Here is a 17,996-nt window from a genome sequence, read left to right on the forward strand (position 1 = left end):
CTACCCATGGGTAGATGGATCAGGCGAGCAATTCCCGCAGTTGACTCATGTCGGAGAAGTGCCCGGTCACCCCGGCGAGTCGGTCCGAGGGCATCATCGACGTAAACCCGTACACATCCATCCCCGCGGCCCGGGCCGCCTCCACTCCAAGCGGACTGTCCTCGATGACGACGCACCGCTCGGGAGGAACGCCCATGCGCTCGGCGGCGAACAGGAACAGATCGGGCGCCGGCTTTCCGCGCGCCACATCGTCCGCGCTGAAGATCCAGTCCTCCTCGAACCACTGGTCGATCCCGGTCTTGCGGTGCCCGACCCGGATCCGCTCATGACTCCCGGAGGACGCGACGCAATAGGCGACCCCGTCGGCGACGAGCTTCCCCAGCACGTCGTCCACGCCCGCCACCGGTTCCAGCTCCTGCTGGAAGGCCGCGAAAATCCGTGAGTGGAGCGTCTCCTCGAAGTCCGCGGGCAGCTTCTCCCCTGTCCTTTCCTCGACGAGGTCGTGCACTCGATGCACGGCAGCTCCCATGTAGTCGCGAAGGCACTCCTGGTACGAGGTGGGGTGTCCGAGTTCCGTGAGGTACTCGGACAGGATGGTGTTGGAGATCGGCTCGCTGTCCACGAGCACACCGTCGTTGTCGAAGATGACCAGTTCGTAGCGCATGGATCGAGCCTAGACGCTCCGAACGCAGAAAAGCCCCGTGCCACAAGGGCACGGGGCTTTCCCGTAAAAGGAGTTCGGCGGCGTCCTACTCTCCCACAGGGTCCCCCCTGCAGTACCATCGGCGCTGAAAGGCTTAGCTTCCGGGTTCGGAATGTAACCGGGCGTTTCCCTAACGCAATGACCACCGAAACACTATGAAATTAACCAACACCGGAACAACACGGCCGTTCGTTATTTCAGAACAAACACAGTGGACGCGAGCAACTGAGGACAAGCCCTCGGCCTATTAGTACCAGTCAGCTCCACCCGTTACCGGGCTTCCACATCTGGCCTATCAACCCAGTCGTCTACTGGGAGCCTTAACCAATCAAGTTGGTGGGAATACTCATCTCGAAGCAGGCTTCCCGCTTAGATGCTTTCAGCGGTTATCCTTTCCGAACGTAGCCAACCAGCCATGCCCTTGGCAGAACAACTGGCACACCAGAGGTTCGTCCGTCCCGGTCCTCTCGTACTAGGGACAGCCCTTCTCAATATTCCTACGCGCGCAGCGGATAGGGACCGAACTGTCTCACGACGTTCTAAACCCAGCTCGCGTACCGCTTTAATGGGCGAACAGCCCAACCCTTGGGACCGACTCCAGCCCCAGGATGCGACGAGCCGACATCGAGGTGCCAAACCATCCCGTCGATATGGACTCTTGGGGAAGATCAGCCTGTTATCCCCGGGGTACCTTTTATCCGTTGAGCGACAGCGCTTCCACAAGCCACTGCCGGATCACTAGTCCCGACTTTCGTCCCTGCTCGACCCGTCGGTCTCACAGTCAAGCTCCCTTGTGCACTTACACTCAACACCTGATTGCCAACCAGGCTGAGGGAACCTTTGGGCGCCTCCGTTACTCTTTAGGAGGCAACCGCCCCAGTTAAACTACCCATCAGACACTGTCCCTGATCCGGATCACGGACCGAGGTTAGACATCCAGCACGACCAGAGTGGTATTTCAACGACGACTCCACAACCACTGGCGTGGCCGCTTCAAAGTCTCCCACCTATCCTACACAAGCCGAACCGAACACCAATATCAAACTGTAGTAAAGGTCCCGGGGTCTTTCCGTCCTGCTGCGCGAAACGAGCATCTTTACTCGTAGTGCAATTTCACCGGGACTATGGTTGAGACAGTCGAGAAGTCGTTACGCCATTCGTGCAGGTCGGAACTTACCCGACAAGGAATTTCGCTACCTTAGGATGGTTATAGTTACCACCGCCGTTTACTGGCGCTTAAGTTCTCAGCTTCGCCGACCCGAAAGTCGGCTAACCGGTCCCCTTAACGTTCCAGCACCGGGCAGGCGTCAGTCCGTATACATCGCCTTACGGCTTCGCACGGACCTGTGTTTTTAGTAAACAGTCGCTTCTCGCTGGTCTCTGCGGCCACCCCCAGCTCGGAGAGCAAGTCTCCTCACCAGTGATGGCCCCCCTTCTCCCGAAGTTACGGGGGCATTTTGCCGAGTTCCTTAACCATAGTTCACCCGAACGCCTCGGTATTCTCTACCTGACTACCTGAGTCGGTTTAGGGTACGGGCCGCCATGAAACTCGCTAGAGGCTTTTCTCGACAGCATAGGATCATCCACTTCACCACAATCGGCTCGGCATCAGGTCTCAGCCTTAACGTGTGACGGATTTACCTACCACACGGCCTACACCCTTACCCCGGGACTACCACCGCCCGGGCTGGACTACCTTCCTGCGTCACCCCATCGCTTACCTAGTACAAGTCTGGTTCGTCGGCTCCACCACTACCCTCAACTCCGAAGAGATCGGGCCGGCTTCACGGACTTAGCATCGCCTGATTCAGTATTGGGCGTTTCAAAGCGGGTACCGGAATATCAACCGGTTGTCCATCGACTACGCCTGTCGGCCTCGCCTTAGGTCCCGACTTACCCTGGGCAGATCAGCTTGACCCAGGAACCCTTAGTCAATCGGCGCACACGTTTCTCACGTGTGTATCGCTACTCATGCCTGCATTCTCACTCGTGAACCGTCCACAACTCGCTTCCGCGGCTGCTTCACCCGGCACACGACGCTCCCCTACCCATCCCAGCAGGCGTTGGCCCTATACGCTGGAATGACACGACTTCGGCGGTACGCTTGAGCCCCGCTACATTGTCGGCGCGGAATCACTTGACCAGTGAGCTATTACGCACTCTTTCAAGGGTGGCTGCTTCTAAGCCAACCTCCTGGTTGTCTCTGCGACTCCACATCCTTTCCCACTTAGCGTACGCTTAGGGGCCTTAGTCGATGCTCTGGGCTGTTTCCCTCTCGACCATGGAGCTTATCCCCCACAGTCTCACTGCCGTGCTCTCACTTACCGGCATTCGGAGTTTGGCTAAGGTCAGTAACCCGGTAGGGCCCATCGCCTATCCAGTGCTCTACCTCCGGCAAGAAACACACGACGCTGCACCTAAATGCATTTCGGGGAGAACCAGCTATCACGGAGTTTGATTGGCCTTTCACCCCTAACCACAGGTCATCCCCCAGGTTTTCAACCCTGGTGGGTTCGGTCCTCCACGAAGTCTTACCTCCGCTTCAACCTGCCCATGGCTAGATCACTCCGCTTCGGGTCTTGAGCGTGCTACTAAAACGCCCTATTCGGACTCGCTTTCGCTACGGCTTCCCCACACGGGTTAACCTCGCAACACACCGCAAACTCGCAGGCTCATTCTTCAAAAGGCACGCAGTCACGACTGTTGCTCCGAAGAACAACAGCGACGCTCCCACGGCTTGTAGGCACACGGTTTCAGGTACTATTTCACTCCGCTCCCGCGGTACTTTTCACCATTCCCTCACGGTACTATCCGCTATCGGTCACCAGGGAATATTTAGGCTTAGCGGGTGGTCCCGCCAGATTCACACGGGATTTCTCGGGCCCCGTGCTACTTGGGAAATTCTCAAACGAGCCGTTGATGTTTCAGCTACGGGGGTCTTACCCTCTACGCCGGACCTTTCGCATGTCCTTCGCCTACATCAACGGTTTCTGACTCGTCGACCAATCGGCAGATTGATCAAGAGAACTCCCGCAACCCCGCATGCGCAACCCCTGCCGGGTATCACACACATACGGTTTGGCCTCATCCAGTTTCGCTCGCCACTACTCCCGGAATCACGGTTGTTTTCTCTTCCTGAGGGTACTGAGATGTTTCACTTCCCCTCGTTCCCTCCACACTGCCTATGTGTTCAGCAGCGGGTGACAGCCCATGACGACTGCCGGGTTTCCCCATTCGGACACCCCCGGATCAAAGCTCGGTTGACAGCTCCCCGGGGCCTATCGTGGCCTCCCACGTCCTTCATCGGTTCCTGGTGCCAAGGCATCCACCGTGCGCCCTTAAAAACTTGGCCACAGATGCTCGCGTCCACTGTGCAGTTCTCAAACAACGACCAGCCACCCACCACCCCGCCCAAACAGGCGAGTTCACTGGGGCCGGCAACTGAAGGCGACCTCACGGCCGTACCCTCAGATACCCAACAACGTGCCCGACCCGACAAGCCATCCCCACGTTCCACGCCGAAGCAGTACTAGTGAACAACAACCTGTCGTGCCGAATAGTCAACGTTCCACCCATGAGCAACCACCGTCGAACATTTGCCGACGTAGTGGCCTCTGACCAGGCAAGCCCGGTAAGAAGTGCTCCTTAGAAAGGAGGTGATCCAGCCGCACCTTCCGGTACGGCTACCTTGTTACGACTTCGTCCCAATCGCCAGTCCCACCTTCGACAGCTCCCTCCCACAAGGGGTTGGGCCACCGGCTTCGGGTGTTACCGACTTTCGTGACGTGACGGGCGGTGTGTACAAGGCCCGGGAACGTATTCACCGCAGCAATGCTGATCTGCGATTACTAGCAACTCCGACTTCATGGGGTCGAGTTGCAGACCCCAATCCGAACTGAGACCGGCTTTTTGAGATTCGCTCCGCCTCGCGGCATCGCAGCTCATTGTACCGGCCATTGTAGCACGTGTGCAGCCCAAGACATAAGGGGCATGATGACTTGACGTCGTCCCCACCTTCCTCCGAGTTGACCCCGGCAGTCTCCTGTGAGTCCCCATCACCCCGAAGGGCATGCTGGCAACACAGAACAAGGGTTGCGCTCGTTGCGGGACTTAACCCAACATCTCACGACACGAGCTGACGACAGCCATGCACCACCTGTACACCGACCACAAGGGGGGCACCATCTCTGATGCTTTCCGGTGTATGTCAAGCCTTGGTAAGGTTCTTCGCGTTGCGTCGAATTAAGCCACATGCTCCGCTGCTTGTGCGGGCCCCCGTCAATTCCTTTGAGTTTTAGCCTTGCGGCCGTACTCCCCAGGCGGGGAACTTAATGCGTTAGCTGCGGCACCGACGACGTGGAATGTCGCCAACACCTAGTTCCCAACGTTTACGGCGTGGACTACCAGGGTATCTAATCCTGTTCGCTCCCCACGCTTTCGCTCCTCAGCGTCAGTAATGGCCCAGAGATCCGCCTTCGCCACCGGTGTTCCTCCTGATATCTGCGCATTTCACCGCTACACCAGGAATTCCGATCTCCCCTACCACACTCTAGCCTGCCCGTATCGACTGCAGACCCGGGGTTAAGCCCCGGGCTTTCACAACCGACGCAACAAGCCGCCTACGAGCTCTTTACGCCCAATAATTCCGGACAACGCTTGCGCCCTACGTATTACCGCGGCTGCTGGCACGTAGTTAGCCGGCGCTTCTTCTGCAGGTACCGTCACTTTCGCTTCTTCCCTGCTGAAAGAGGTTTACAACCCGAAGGCCGTCATCCCTCACGCGGCGTCGCTGCATCAGGCTTTCGCCCATTGTGCAATATTCCCCACTGCTGCCTCCCGTAGGAGTCTGGGCCGTGTCTCAGTCCCAGTGTGGCCGGTCGCCCTCTCAGGCCGGCTACCCGTCGTCGCCTTGGTAGGCCATCACCCCACCAACAAGCTGATAGGCCGCGGGCTCATCCTTCACCGCCGGAGCTTTCAACCCCGTCCCATGCGGGACAGAGTGTCATCCGGTATTAGACCCCGTTTCCAGGGCTTGTCCCAGAGTGAAGGGCAGATTGCCCACGTGTTACTCACCCGTTCGCCACTAATCCACCCCGAAGGGCTTCATCGTTCGACTTGCATGTGTTAAGCACGCCGCCAGCGTTCGTCCTGAGCCAGGATCAAACTCTCCGTGAATGTTTTCCCGTAATCGGGACAACACAACACGAGAGCGGAACGATCAGCCGGAATAAGACCGATCGTTCACAGCGTCCTCGCTGTGTAATTGCCTACCGGAACCGTGAGGCCCGGCAGGACTTTCAAAGGAACCACCAACCTGCCGAAGCAGGCCGGGGTATCAACATATCTGGCGTTGACTTTTGGCACGCTGTTGAGTTCTCAAGGAACGGACGCTTCCTTTGTACTCACCCGCAGAACATTCTCTGGGGTTTTCCTCCGGCGCTTTCCCTTCGGTCTTGCGTTTCCGACTCTATCAGACTCTTTCGTGTCCGATTCCCGGTCGAAGCGGGTTTGCTTTCCAGTTCTTCGCTTTCGCGTTTCCCTTTCCGGCGAGTCCGACTCTATCAGATCCTTTCGGGCCTGATTCCCAGTCAGCGGGATTTGTCTTCCCGGCCGTTGGGCCGTTCCGACGAGTGAGACTTTAGCGAATCCTGGGCCTCGACGCTAATCGGGGCCGTGTTCCTTCGAACGCGGATTCCTCATTTCGCAAATGCGCACAGAAAGTCGGGCGACAGATGTCGCTGACCGATGTGGTTACTGCGGAATGGCTGTCCGGGGACCGACCGGAGTCGGCGCTCACGTCGGACAACTCGGAGCACACTACGGATGTGGGCGTGTCGTGTCAACCCCGGGCCGGGCTGGTGGCTCGGGCGTGGGCGCGAACCCACCGCCGTGGCGTTGCACGGCGGTGGGTTCGCGAAGGTGGTGCGCAGTAGATGCAGGGGGTGGGCGCGGGGCCTGCCGCCCGTCAGCCGTTGCCGGAGGCGAGTTCGCGGCTGCGGTCGCGAGCGGCTTCGAGAGCAGCGATGAGGGCGGCGCGTACGCCGTGGTTCTCCAGCTCGCGGATGGCGCTGATGGTGGTGCCGGCCGGGCTGGTGACGGCCTCGCGGAGCTTGACCGGGTGTTCGCCGCTGTCGCGGAGCATGACGGCGGCGCCGATGGCGGCCTGGACGATCAGCTCGTGGGCCTGGGCGCGGGGCAGGCCGAGCAGGATGCCCGCGTCCGTCATCGCCTCGACGAGGAAGTAGAAGTAGGCGGGGCCCGAGCCGGAGAGGGCGGTTGCCGCGTCCTGCTGGGACTCGGGCACGCGCAGGGTCTTGCCGACGCCGCCGAAGATCGCCTCGGCGGCGGCGAGGTGTTCGGTGGTGGCGTGGCTGCCCGCGGAGATGACGGACATGCCCTCGTCGACGAGGACGGGGGTGTTCGGCATGACGCGTACGACCGGGGTGTTCGCCGTGAGGCGGTCCTCGATGAAGGCGGTCGTGATGCCCGCGGCGGCACTGATGACCAGGCGGTCGGCGGATACGTGCTCGGCGAGTTCGTCGAGGAGCCGGCCCATGTCCTGGGGCTTGACCGCGAGGATGAGGATGTCGGCGCGCTTGGCGGCCTCGGCGTTGGTGACGGAGTCGACGCCGTAGCGGTTGTGAAGTTCCTCGGCGCGCTCGGAGCGGCGGGTGGTGACCAGCAGGTTCGCCGGGCGCCAGCCTGCCCGGATCATTCCGCTGAGCAGGGCCTCGCCGATCTTGCCGGTGCCGAGGACTGCAACTGTCTGGGTCATGCGGTTCACCCTCCGGGCGGTACTCGCGGTGCTCGGTGCTCGTGCCCGTCATCCTCGCACCGGGGCCGGTCAGGCGGTACGTCGGCGGAGCGTGGCCGCGCCGAGGGTGAGGACGAGGAGCGCGCAGCCCGCGACGACCAGGACGTCGCGGACGAAGTCGCCGGTGACGTCCGTGTGGTGGAGGACCTCGTTCATGCCGTCGACCGCGTACGACATGGGCAGGACGTTCGAGATCGCTTCGAGTGCGGGTGCCATCCGGTCGCGCGCGGTGAACAGTCCGCAGAGCAGGAGCTGCGGGAAGATCACCGCCGGCATGAACTGGACGGCCTGGAACTCGGATGCGGCGAAGGCGGAGACGAAGAGGCCGAGTGCCGTGCCGAGGAGCGCGTCGAGCAGGGCGACGAGGAGCAGCAGCCACGGGGAGCCGGTGACGTCCAGGCCGAGTGCCCAGACCGAGAGTGCGGTGGCCAGGAGGGACTGGACGATGGCGACGGCGCCGAAGGCGAGGGCGTAGCCGCCGATGAGGTCGCCCTTGCCGAGCGGCATGGCGAGGAGGCGTTCGAGGGTGCCCGAGGTGCGTTCGCGCAGGGTGGCGATCGAGGTCACCAGGAACATCGTGATCAGCGGGAAGATGCCGAGGAGCGAGGCGCCGATGGCGTCGAAGGTGCGGGGGCTGCCGTCGAACACGTACCGGAGCAGCGTGATCATCACGACCGGGATCAGGAGGAGCAGCGCGACGGTGCCCGGGTCGTGGGTGAGTTGGCGCAGGACGCGGGCGGCGGTGGCGAGGGTGCGGGCCGGGCTCAGGGGCGGTGTGGCCGGGCGGGGGCGGGAGCCGGGGTTCGGGTGCGTGCTCATCGGGCGGTCTCCTGACGGATGGCGGCCTTGTCGACCAGGTGGAGGAATGCCTCTTCGACGGTGGCGGCGCGGGCAGCGGTGCGCAGTGCCTCGGGGGTGTCGTCGGCGAGGATCTCGCCCTCGCGCATGAGGAGCAGCCGGTGACAGCGCTCGGCCTCGTCCATGACGTGGGAGGAGACGAGGAGTGTGGTGCCGCGGTCGGCCGCGAGGGAGTGGAAGAGGTTCCACAGGCCGCGGCGGAGGACCGGGTCGAGGCCGACGGTCGGTTCGTCGAGGACCAGGAGTTCGGGCGTGCCGAGCAGGGCCACGGCGAGGGAGACGCGGGTGAGCTGGCCGCCGGAGAGGGTACCGGCGAGGGCATCGGCGTGGCTGGTCAGGTCGACCTCGGCGATCGCGCGGGTGACGGCGGTCCGGCGTGCGTCGCGGTGCCTGCGGCCCGGCTGGAGGATCGCCGCGAAGTAGTCGAGGTTCTGTCGGACCGTCAGGTCGGTGTAGACGGACGGGGCCTGGGTGACGTACCCGATGCGCGGGCGGAGGGTGGGGGCGCCCGCGGGGCTGCCGAGCACGTCGAGGGTGCCGGTGACCTTGGCCTGGGTGCCCACGACGGCGCGCATCAGGGTGGATTTGCCGCAGCCGGAGGGGCCCAGGAGGCCGGTGATTCTGCCGGGTTCGACGGTGAAGTCGAGGCCGCGGAGGACGGTGCGGTTGCCTCGTACGACGGTGAGGCCACGGGCCTCGATGGCAGGGCCCGGAGAATTCATCATGCGATGAATTTTGATCCTGGCGTGTCCCTTCGTCAAGGGGGGTTGGTGATGGTGGGGTTGGTGATGGTGGGGGTGCGGGTGGCGGGGGCGGCGGCTACGGACGGATCGCCACGCTCAGGTCGACCACGTAACCCTCCTCGACCGCGCCGTCCGGGAAGAGCTCTGCCAGCCGGTCGCGCTCCTCGGTGAGGAACCGGCGTGCAGGTTCCTCACCGAGGACGAGGAAGGCGGAATGGCTGCCGAGGTTGGCGAGGTGGGTGTCCAGGGACACCCGTCGGGTCCAGGGCACCGTGCGGTGTACGAAGTCGAACTCGGACGGCAGGTCGCGGAGGGGCACGGACGAGCCGTGGGCACTCTCGCCTGCGCCGAAGAAGCGGCGCAGCCGGGCGTCCTGCTCGGCGATCCAGGAGACGGAGTGGTCGGAGACGTTCCACCAGAGGGCGAGTGCGCCGCCGGGACGCAGGACGCGCAGGGCCTCGGAGGTGGCGCGGCTCCGGTCGGTCCAGTGCCAGGACTGGGCGTACGTGATCAGGTCGGCCGATGCGGTGGCGAGGGGGAGGCGGTTTCCGTCGCCGCGCACGACCGGTACGTACGGGAGTGCCCGGTGCAGTTCTTCCGCCATGCCGGGGCCCGGTTCGACCGCGGTGACCCGGGCGCCCCTCTCGTGGAGGAGCCGGGTGGCGATGCCCGTGCCCGCGCCGACATCGATGGTGCAGGCGCCGCGCAGGGGGCGGCCGGACAGGTTCTCGACGGTGTCGAAGAGGGCGGGCGGGTAGCCGGGGCGGGCCGCGGCGTACTGGGCGGCCGCGCGGTCGAAGGAGAGGGCGCGGGGCGCGGCCGGCGTGGGATCGGAGAGTGGCATGGGGCCATCGTGCCCCCGCGCGGCGGGCCCATGCCCAGACCTGCGGGGACCCCCGGTGCGCGTGGGGTGCTACTTGCGCTTGGGGCGCTTGCCCTTGGTCGTCTTACGGGCGGCCGGGTTGCCGGTGCGGGCCGAGCGGCGCTTCGTGTAGCGGGCGAGTGCCTCCTCGTACTCCGTGCGGCGCAACTGTTCGCCCGGTGCCTCCTTGAACGTACGGAGGAAGTACGCGAGCAGCGAGCCGACGAAGCCGATCGTCTTGAGACCGCGCAGGTTCGCCTCGCGCGCCGGATCGGCCGGGCGGCGGCTGAATCCTTCCCAGGTCCTGCGGAAGGCGACGGCGCTGCAGATGGCGAACATCAGGACGACCAGGATGCCGACGAGGTTGCCGACGTCGGCGATCTCCAGCCCCTGGAAGGCGAAGCGGAGTACGAAGCAGGCGGCGGCCGCGGCGGCGAGGGAGCCGACCGCGGCCCCGGTGCGTCGCAGCCCGTAGCCCCCGTCGTGGTCGACCCAGGTCGTACCGAAGAAGAGCAGGGGCTCGGGCTGCGGGCCGGCCGCGGTGGAGCCGGGCGTATCGCTGCCGGACCTGTCGCCGGTGCCGGGGGCTTCGCTGTTCTCGCTCACGAGGTCGATTATCCCCGGGCGGGCCGCGGTCCCGGGTGCGGTCCCCCGGTCGCGGCCCCCGCCGTGCCGGTCAGTCGCAGCGCGGGGCGATGTATCCGTCGCTGCCCGTGTGGACGTAGGCGTCCGACACGAACTGGCCGTTGGCGATGTTGTCCCAGATGTTCGAGGTGCCGTACGGGCCGGTGACCCGCTCCCCCGGCTTCTGGCAGTAGACCGCGACCTTCACTCCGTACGGCAGTGTCCTGACGATGCCGTACTGGGTGCCCGGTCCCGTGCGGACGTTGACGCGGTAGCCGGGCGCGATGGGGTACCTGGTGACGTCGGCGGTGCCGGCGAGCGTGGTCACGCCCTCGGACGCTTCGGCGGTGCTGTCGATGTGCTCTTCCGAGGCCATGAGGCCCTCCCCCGTTGAGAGACGGTGTGTACGACGCGCAGGCTACAAGCCCCGCCCGTATCGCACGCACCATCGACTAGGCTCCGTGCGTCGCGCTTGCGGACGAAACACACGGGGGTGGGCGATGCCGCCGCTGCGAGGTACCGGAGCCAATCCGGAAGCGGAGCATCCGGAATACGCCGGTCATTACCGCCTTGAGGCATGTCTCGGCGCAGGCGGCATGGGCGTCGTACACCTGGCGCGCTCCACCTCGGGGCTGCAGCTGGCCGTCAAGGTGGTGCATCGGCGCTACTCCCAGGACCCCGAGTTCAGGGCCCGTTTCCGGCAGGAGGTCGGGGCCGCGAGGCGGGTCAGCGGGGCCTTCACGGCGCCGGTCGTCGATGCCGACCCCGATGCCGCACGGCCGTGGATGGCCACCCTGTACGTGCCCGGCCCCACGCTCGCCGACCAGGTGAAGCGGAACGGGCCGATGGCTCCCGCCGAACTCCGCAGGCTGACGGCCGGACTTGCCGAGGCGCTGCGCGACATCCATCGGGCCGGGGTCATCCACCGCGACCTCAAGCCGAGCAACGTGCTGCTCTCCGACTCCGGGCCCAAGGTCATCGACTTCGGGATCTCCCGGCCGTACGACAGCGATCTGCGCACCGAGACGGGCAAGCTGATCGGCTCGCCGCCGTACATGGCGCCCGAGCAGTTCCAGCGGCCGCGCGAGGTCGGGCCCGCCGCGGATGTGTTCGCCCTGGGCGCCGTGCTCGTCCACGCGGCGACCGGCCGGGGGCCCTTCGACTCCGACAGCCCGTACATCGTGGCCTACCAGGTGGTGCACGACGAGGCGGACCTGACGGCCGTGCCCACGGAGCTGGCGCCGCTGATCGGGCAGTGCCTGGCGAAGGACCCCGCTGAGCGGCCCACTCCGGACGACATCATGGCGGCGCTGCGCCCTCCTTCGTACGACGCCGCAGCGTTCATACCGTCGCAGCGCAGGCCGGGCACCATCGCGGCCGGGCCCGGTGCCACGGCGGACCCGGACCCGGGGATCGTGGCGCGGGCGGACGCGGACACGCATGCGGGCGTGGGCACGGCTGCGCGGGGCAGGAAGGCGACCCCCAACCGCGGCGGCAAGCGGCGGTGGCTGGCAGCCGGGGTGGCGCTGCTCGTCGTGGGTGCCGGTGGGGTGTGGGCGGCCGGTGTCATGGACAACTCGGGTGGCCTGGGTGAGTCGGGTGGCTCCGGTGGGTCGGGTGGGGCGAAGGGCTCTGCGGAAGCGGTCGCGCCGTGGCAGACGCCGCTTCTGGCCTCGGGCAACTCGACGCCGGTCTGCTCCGCGGCGAGCCGCGGCGACGACGGCGCCATCAGTGATGACGGCAAGGACGGCAAGGACGGCAACGGCAAGAAGGCGGCCGGCCGGTCCATGGCGCTGTACTGCACCGCTGCCGGTATCGGCGCCGCCCGGCTGGACCCCGCGGACGGCCGGGTGCTGTGGTCCCATGGCGCCGCGAACGCTCCGTCGGCCGGCGTCGTGTCGGTCTCCGGAGATCTGGTGCACACGGCGGTGCCGGGCGGGAAGCTCCGGGCGTACGACCCCACCGAGGGCAAGCAGGTCTGGCAGGCGGATCTCTCCCCATACCTCGGCGCCCCCTTCGCCGCGGGCGACACGCTGCTGCTGGTCGCCGAGGACGGCACGACCGAGGCCCTCGACTCGGCGACCGGCGTGTCCCGCTGGCGGCATCCGCTCGCCGGGCACCGGCGCCCGGACTTCACGCTGTACGACGCCGCATCGGGGCTGGCCTACGCGTTCGAGCACTCCGCCTACGGGTCCACCACGCTGGTCACGGCCGTCGACGCGCGGGCCGGGCGCGTGGCCTGGCAGCGGCGGCTGGACGGCATGCTCACCCCGGTGGGGACCTCGGACGGCGCACTCGTCCTGACGTCCATGAACGGGGACACCCAGACCATCGGGCTCGTCCGCTACGACCCGGAGCGGGGGCGCGTCGCCCGGGTGGCGCTGCCGTTCCGGATGAACGAACCGGAGGCCGTGGTGGGCGGGGACACCGTCTATCTGCTGGCGCACGGCGGGACCCTGGTGGCCGTCGACATGCGTCCGGCCGGCGGCGAAGCCGTTCTCTGGCAGCTGGAGACCGCTGCCGGGCGGACGTCGGCGCCCGTCCTCGCCGGTGGACACCGGCTGTACTTCTCGGCGGCGGACGGGCGGCTGATCGCCGTGGACACGGAGCGCGGAACGCTGCTGGGACAGACAGGTCCCCGGCTCCGGGACGGGAAGCTCACGTACGCCTCGACGCTGCCCGCCCCCGTCGCCGCCGGCCGGGCCGTCTTCGGGACCGCGCCCGACGGGTCCGTGTTCGCCGTGGACGGGCAGGACCCCGCTCACTGGTGAGAGCGGGGTCCGTCTTCGTTGCCGGGTCCGGTTCAGCCGAGCTTGGACACGTCCCGCACCGCGCCCCGGTCCGCGCTCGTCGCCATCGCCGCGTACGCGCGCAGCGCCGCGCTGACCTTGCGGTCGCGGTTCTTCGGCGCGTAGACGCCGTTCAGCGCCTCGCGGCGGGCGGTCAGCTCGGCCTCGGGGACGAGGAGCTCGATCGAACGGTTCGGGATGTCGATCCTGATCCGGTCGCCGTCCTCGACGAGCGCGATCGTGCCGCCGGACGCGGCCTCCGGCGACGCGTGGCCGATGGACAGCCCCGACGTACCGCCGGAGAAGCGGCCGTCGGTCACCAGGGCGCAGCTCTTACCGAGGCCGCGGCCCTTGAGGAAGGACGTGGGGTAGAGCATCTCCTGCATGCCGGGGCCGCCACGCGGACCCTCGTAACGGATGACGACGACGTCGCCCTCCTTGATCTCCTTGCGGAGGATCTTGTCGACGGCGTCCTCCTGCGACTCGCAGACGACCGCCGGGCCCTCGAAGGTCCAGATCGACTCGTCGACGCCCGCCGTCTTCACGACGCAGCCGTCCACGGCGAGGTTCCCCTTGAGGACCGCGAGGCCGCCGTCCTTGGAGTACGCGTGCGCCAGGTCGCGGATGCAGCCGCCGGCCGCGTCCAGGTCGAGGGTCTCCCAGCGCTCGGACTGCGAGAAGGCGGTCGCGGAACGGACACAGCCGGGGGCCGCGTGCCACAGCTCGACGGCCTCCGGGGAGGGGGAACCGCCGCGGACGTCCCAGTTCTTCAGCCACTCGGCGAGGGAGCCGGAGTGCACCGAGTGCACGTCCTCGTTGAGCAGGCCGCCGCGGTGCAGCTCACCGAGGATGGCGGGGATGCCGCCGGCCCGGTGGACGTCCTCCATGTAGTACGTGCCGCCGGGGGCCACGTTGGGCGCGACCTTCGACAGGCAGGGGACGCGGCGCGAGATCTCGTCCATGTCGCCGAGGTCGTAGTCGAGCTCCGCCTCCTGGGCCGCGGCGAGCAGGTGCAGGATCGTGTTGGTGGAGCCGCCCATCGAGATGTCGAGCGCCATGGCGTTCTCGAACGCGGCGCGGGTGCCGATGGAGCGGGGCAGGACCGTCGCGTCGTCCTGCTCGTAGTGGCGCCTGGTGATCTCGACGACCGTGCGGCCGGCCTCCTCGTACAGCGCCTTGCGGGCGGTGTGCGTGGCGAGGACCGTGCCGTTGCCGGGGAGGGACAGGCCGAGGGCCTCGGTCAGGCAGTTCATCGAGTTGGCGGTGAACATGCCGGAACAGCTGCCGCAGGTGGGGCAGGCGTTCTCCTCGATGCGGAGGATGTCCTCGTCCGAGACGTTCTCGTCGACGGCGTCGCTGATCGCGTTGACCAGGTCGAGCTTGCGGACCGTGCCGTCGACGAGGGTGGCCTTGCCGGCCTCCATCGGGCCGCCGGAGACGAAGACGGTCGGGATGTTCAGGCGCATCGCGGCCATCAGCATGCCGGGGGTGATCTTGTCGCAGTTGGAGATGCAGATCAGCGCGTCCGCGCAGTGCGCCTCGACCATGTACTCGACGGAGTCGGCGATCAGGTCGCGGGAGGGGAGGCTGTAGAGCATCCCGCCGTGGCCCATCGCGATGCCGTCGTCGACGGCGATGGTGTTGAACTCGCGCGGCACGGCGCCCGCGGCCTTGATCGCGTCGGAGACGATCCGGCCGACGGGGGCCAGGTGCGTGTGGCCGGGGACGAACTCGGTGAAGGAGTTGGCGACCGCGATGATCGGCTTGCCGATGTCCTCGCTCGCTACGCCCGACGCCCGCATAAGGGCGCGGGCGCCCGCCATGTTGCGGCCGTGGGTGACAGTGCGGGACCTCAGCTGGGGCATCGTCTCTCGCTCCTTCGACGTGAAATGACTGTTTCCGAGCGTACGCCTCCGGCTCCAAGATCTGGACACGGTGTCCGGCATACGGGATGGGGTGCTCGGTGGGTGAGCGGGGTGGGAGTGCGGGCCGAAAGTGCGGTGCAAAGGGGCCGTCGCCGGGTTACTCCGCTTCCGTCAGGTAGCGCTGCAGCGTCGGTGCCACCATCTCGATGATCTGCTCCGGGTCCGCCGAGGCCAGTGGTTCCGCCCGGACGACGTAGCGCAGCATCGCGATCCCGAGCATGTGCGAGGCGGCCAGTTCCGCGCGGAATGTTGCGTCCGGTACGTCCAGCGTCTCGGCCACGCGGTCCAGGAGGCGGCGCAGGACGAAGCCGCGGAGGACCTTCGCCGCCGCCTCGTGCGTCAGCGCGGACCGCATGATCGCCAGCAGGGGGGCCCTGGACACCGGGTTCTCCCATACGGAGATGAAGGAGCGGGCCAGCCGCTCCCCCATGCCGTCCGGGCCGCTGCCGAGGACGGCCGGGAGCACCAGGGCCGGCTCGAAGGAGAGCGCGATGGCGGCCGCGAAGACCTCGTCCTTCGTGCCGAAGTAGTGGTGGACAAGTGCGGAGTCGACGCCTGCCGCCTTGGCGATGCCCCTGATCGACGTCTTGTCGTAGCCGCGCTCCGCGAACTCGGTGCGGGCCGCCTCCAGGATGCGGCTGCGGGCGTCGGGGCCGGCGCTCCGGGACGTGCGGGAGGGTCGCCCGCGGCGCTTGGGGGCCGGGTGCGCGGGGCCCTCGTCGTCGGTGTGGCCGCCGGTCACCGGCGCGGCGCCTCGGCCGAGGACGACGCCAGGTGAAGCCGGGTGAAGGCCAGCGCCTCCGCCAGGTCGGCCTCGCGTTCGGCGGTGGACATGGCACGGCGGGTGTTGACCTCGATGACGACATGGCCGTCGAAGCCGGTACGGGCCAGGTGTTCCAGGAGTTCGGCGCAGGGCTGGTCGCCGCGGCCGGGCACCAGGTGTTCGTCCTTGTTGGAGCCCTTGCCGTCGGCGAGGTGGATGTGGGCGAGCCGGTCGCCCATCCGGTCCACCATCGCCATGCCGTCGGTGCGGGCCGTCGCGGTGTGCGAGAGGTCCACGGTGAAGTGCCGGTAGTCGTCGTTGGTGACGTCCCAGTCGGGGGCGTACGCGAGCATCTCGCGGTCCCGGTAGCGCCACGGGTACATGTTCTCGACGGCGAACCGCACGTCGGTCTCGTCGGCCATGCGCCAGATCCCGGTGACGAAGTCGCGCGCGTAGTTGCGTTGCCAACGGAACGGCGGATGGACGACGACGGTCGTCGCCCCGAGCTTCTCCGCGGCGGCACGGGCCCGCTGGAGCTTCACCCACGGATCGGTGGACCAGACGCGCTGGGTGATCAGCAGACAGGGCGCGTGGACGGCGAGGATCGGCACCTGGTGGTAGTCCGAAAGCCGTCGCAGGGCCTCGATGTCCTGGCTGACGGGGTCGGTCCACACCATGATCTCGACGCCGTCGTAACCAAGACGCGCGGCGATCTCGAAGGCCGTCGACGTCGACTCCGGGTAGACGGAAGCCGTCGACAGGGCAACCTTCGCATTCGGGATGCGCACCACTGGTTCTGCCACTGGGACAGCGTACGGGCAGTGGTACGCCCCGCCGAGGGACCCGGGCGGAAAGTGAGAAGGGCCATGGCCGGCTTCCGGTCACCTGCGCGGGGCGGCGTGGAGCCTGCGCGCGGCGCTCAGTGCAGCGCGGCCCGCTCCGTCGGCTCCGTGGGCTCCGTCGGCAGGTGGTCCAGGCGGCGCAGAATGATGCCCTCGCGCAGCGCCCAGGGGCAGATCTCCAGCTCGTCGACCCCGAACAGATCCATGGCGCCCTCCGCGACCAGCGCCCCGGCCAGCAGCTGCGCGGCCCGGCCCTCGGAGACCCCGGGCAGAGCGCCCCGCTGCTCGGTCGTCATCGCCGCCAGCTTCGGCACCCACTCCTCCAGCGCCTTGCGGGTGAGGGCGCGCTGCACGTACAGGCCGTCGGTGGAGCGTGCGGCGCCCGCGATCCTGGCGAGCTGCTTGAACGTCTTGGAGGTGCCGACGACGTGGTCCGGGCGCCCGAGGCGGGTGAACTCGCCGACACTCCGGGCGATCCGGGCCCGTACATGACGGCGCAGCGCCCGCACGTCCGCCGGGTCCGGCGGATCGCCCGGCAGCCACCCGGCGGTCAGCCGGCCGGCCCCGAGCGGCAGCGACACCGCGGCGTCCGGCTCCTCGTCCATGCCGTACGCCATCTCCAGCGAGCCGCCCCCGATGTCCAGGACCAGCAGCCGCCCCGCCGACCAGCCGAACCAGCGGCGGGCGGCGAGGAAGGTGAGCCGGGCCTCCTCCGCGCCGCTGAGGACGGCGAGGCCGATGCCCGTCTCGTCCAGCACCCGGGCCAGCACCTGGTCGGCGTTGCTCGCCTCCCGTACCGCGGACGTGGCGAAGGGCAGAACGTCCTCGCACCCCTTGTCCTCGGCGGCCTGGAGCGCGTCGGTGAGCGTTGCCACGAGCCGGTCGACACCGTGGGGGCCGATCGCCCCGTCCTCGTCGAGGAGTTCGGCCAGGCGCAGCTCCGCCTTGTGCGAGTGCGCGGGCAGCGGACGCGCACCGGGGTGCGCGTCCACCACCAGCAGATGCACCGTGTTCGAACCCACGTCGAGGACTCCGAGTCTCATACCAGGAACGCTACCGGGGCGGCGGACTTA

General features: G+C 67.0%; 12 protein-coding genes and 3 rRNA genes. 1 reads left to right on the forward strand and 14 read right to left on the reverse strand.

Annotated features, from left to right (window positions below; translation table 11 throughout):
* Positions 1 to 19: 19 nt before the first annotated feature.
* From OG306_RS16515 to OG306_RS16560, 10 genes are all read right to left on the reverse strand, one after another.
* Positions 20 to 664 (reverse strand): HAD family hydrolase, encoded by a 645-nt coding sequence (locus tag OG306_RS16515; protein ID WP_266746925.1) that lies wholly within the window; start codon positions 662 to 664, stop codon positions 20 to 22.
* Positions 665 to 736: 72 nt separating this feature from the next.
* A 5S ribosomal RNA gene (gene rrf, locus OG306_RS16520) occupies positions 737 to 853 on the reverse strand.
* A gap of 77 nt (positions 854 to 930) precedes the next feature.
* Positions 931 to 4,055, reverse strand: a 23S ribosomal RNA gene (locus OG306_RS16525).
* A 297-nt stretch (positions 4,056 to 4,352) separates the two neighbouring features.
* Positions 4,353 to 5,878 (reverse strand): 16S ribosomal RNA (locus OG306_RS16530).
* Together the 16S, 23S and 5S rRNA genes form the textbook arrangement of a ribosomal RNA operon.
* Positions 5,879 to 6,668: 790 nt before the next feature.
* Positions 6,669 to 7,478 carry a pyrroline-5-carboxylate reductase gene (gene proC / locus OG306_RS16535; RefSeq protein WP_266746926.1) on the reverse strand — a complete coding sequence of 270 codons (810 nt, stop codon included), beginning with the start codon at positions 7,476 to 7,478 and terminating at the stop codon, positions 6,669 to 6,671.
* A 69-nt stretch (positions 7,479 to 7,547) separates the two neighbouring features.
* The gene (locus OG306_RS16540) at positions 7,548 to 8,336 is read right to left on the reverse strand and encodes an ABC transporter permease (protein ID WP_327349589.1); all 789 of its coding nucleotides are present in this window, start codon (positions 8,334 to 8,336) and stop codon (positions 7,548 to 7,550) included.
* Positions 8,333 to 9,100 (reverse strand): ABC transporter ATP-binding protein, encoded by a 768-nt coding sequence (locus OG306_RS16545; protein WP_327349588.1) that lies wholly within the window; start codon positions 9,098 to 9,100, stop codon positions 8,333 to 8,335. The genes OG306_RS16540 and OG306_RS16545 overlap by 4 nt, the downstream gene beginning before the upstream one ends.
* A gap of 94 nt (positions 9,101 to 9,194) precedes the next feature.
* Positions 9,195 to 9,962, reverse strand: coding sequence for a class I SAM-dependent methyltransferase (locus tag OG306_RS16550; RefSeq protein ID WP_266746929.1), 768 nt, complete (start codon positions 9,960 to 9,962; stop codon positions 9,195 to 9,197).
* Positions 9,963 to 10,031: 69 nt separating this feature from the next.
* Positions 10,032 to 10,586 (reverse strand): hypothetical protein, encoded by a 555-nt coding sequence (locus OG306_RS16555; protein ID WP_266746930.1) that lies wholly within the window; start codon positions 10,584 to 10,586, stop codon positions 10,032 to 10,034.
* A gap of 70 nt (positions 10,587 to 10,656) precedes the next feature.
* Positions 10,657 to 10,980, reverse strand: a complete 324-nt coding sequence (locus OG306_RS16560; protein WP_266746931.1) for an SH3 domain-containing protein — start codon at positions 10,978 to 10,980, stop codon at positions 10,657 to 10,659.
* Positions 10,981 to 11,104: 124 nt separating this feature from the next.
* On the opposite strand from OG306_RS16560, the gene OG306_RS16565 reads away from it, so the two are divergent.
* Complete coding sequence (locus OG306_RS16565; RefSeq protein ID WP_371665420.1) at positions 11,105 to 13,375, forward strand: serine/threonine-protein kinase; 2,271 nt, start codon at positions 11,105 to 11,107, stop codon at positions 13,373 to 13,375.
* Positions 13,376 to 13,407: 32 nt separating this feature from the next.
* Here the strand turns inward: OG306_RS16565 and ilvD are convergent, their stop codons facing one another.
* The 4 genes from ilvD to OG306_RS16585 all read right to left on the reverse strand — a co-directional run bounded on the left by ilvD (position 13,408) and on the right by OG306_RS16585 (position 17,966).
* Complete coding sequence (gene ilvD, locus OG306_RS16570) at positions 13,408 to 15,258, reverse strand: dihydroxy-acid dehydratase (protein ID WP_266746933.1); 1,851 nt, start codon at positions 15,256 to 15,258, stop codon at positions 13,408 to 13,410.
* A gap of 157 nt (positions 15,259 to 15,415) precedes the next feature.
* Complete coding sequence (locus tag OG306_RS16575) at positions 15,416 to 16,060, reverse strand: TetR family transcriptional regulator (protein WP_266746934.1); 645 nt, start codon at positions 16,058 to 16,060, stop codon at positions 15,416 to 15,418.
* Entirely contained in the window at positions 16,057 to 16,884 is an 828-nt protein-coding gene (locus tag OG306_RS16580; RefSeq protein ID WP_266746935.1) for a sugar phosphate isomerase/epimerase family protein, read from the reverse strand. Before OG306_RS16580 ends, OG306_RS16575 begins: the two co-directional genes overlap by 4 nt.
* Before the next feature lie 116 nt (positions 16,885 to 17,000).
* On the reverse strand, positions 17,001 to 17,966 hold the full coding sequence (locus OG306_RS16585; protein ID WP_266746936.1) for a Ppx/GppA phosphatase family protein: 966 nt from the start codon (positions 17,964 to 17,966) through the stop codon (positions 17,001 to 17,003).
* Positions 17,967 to 17,996: the final 30 nt, after the last annotated feature.

This window comes from Streptomyces sp. NBC_01241, from assembly GCF_041435435.1.
Lineage (GTDB): Bacteria > Actinomycetota > Actinomycetes > Streptomycetales > Streptomycetaceae > Streptomyces.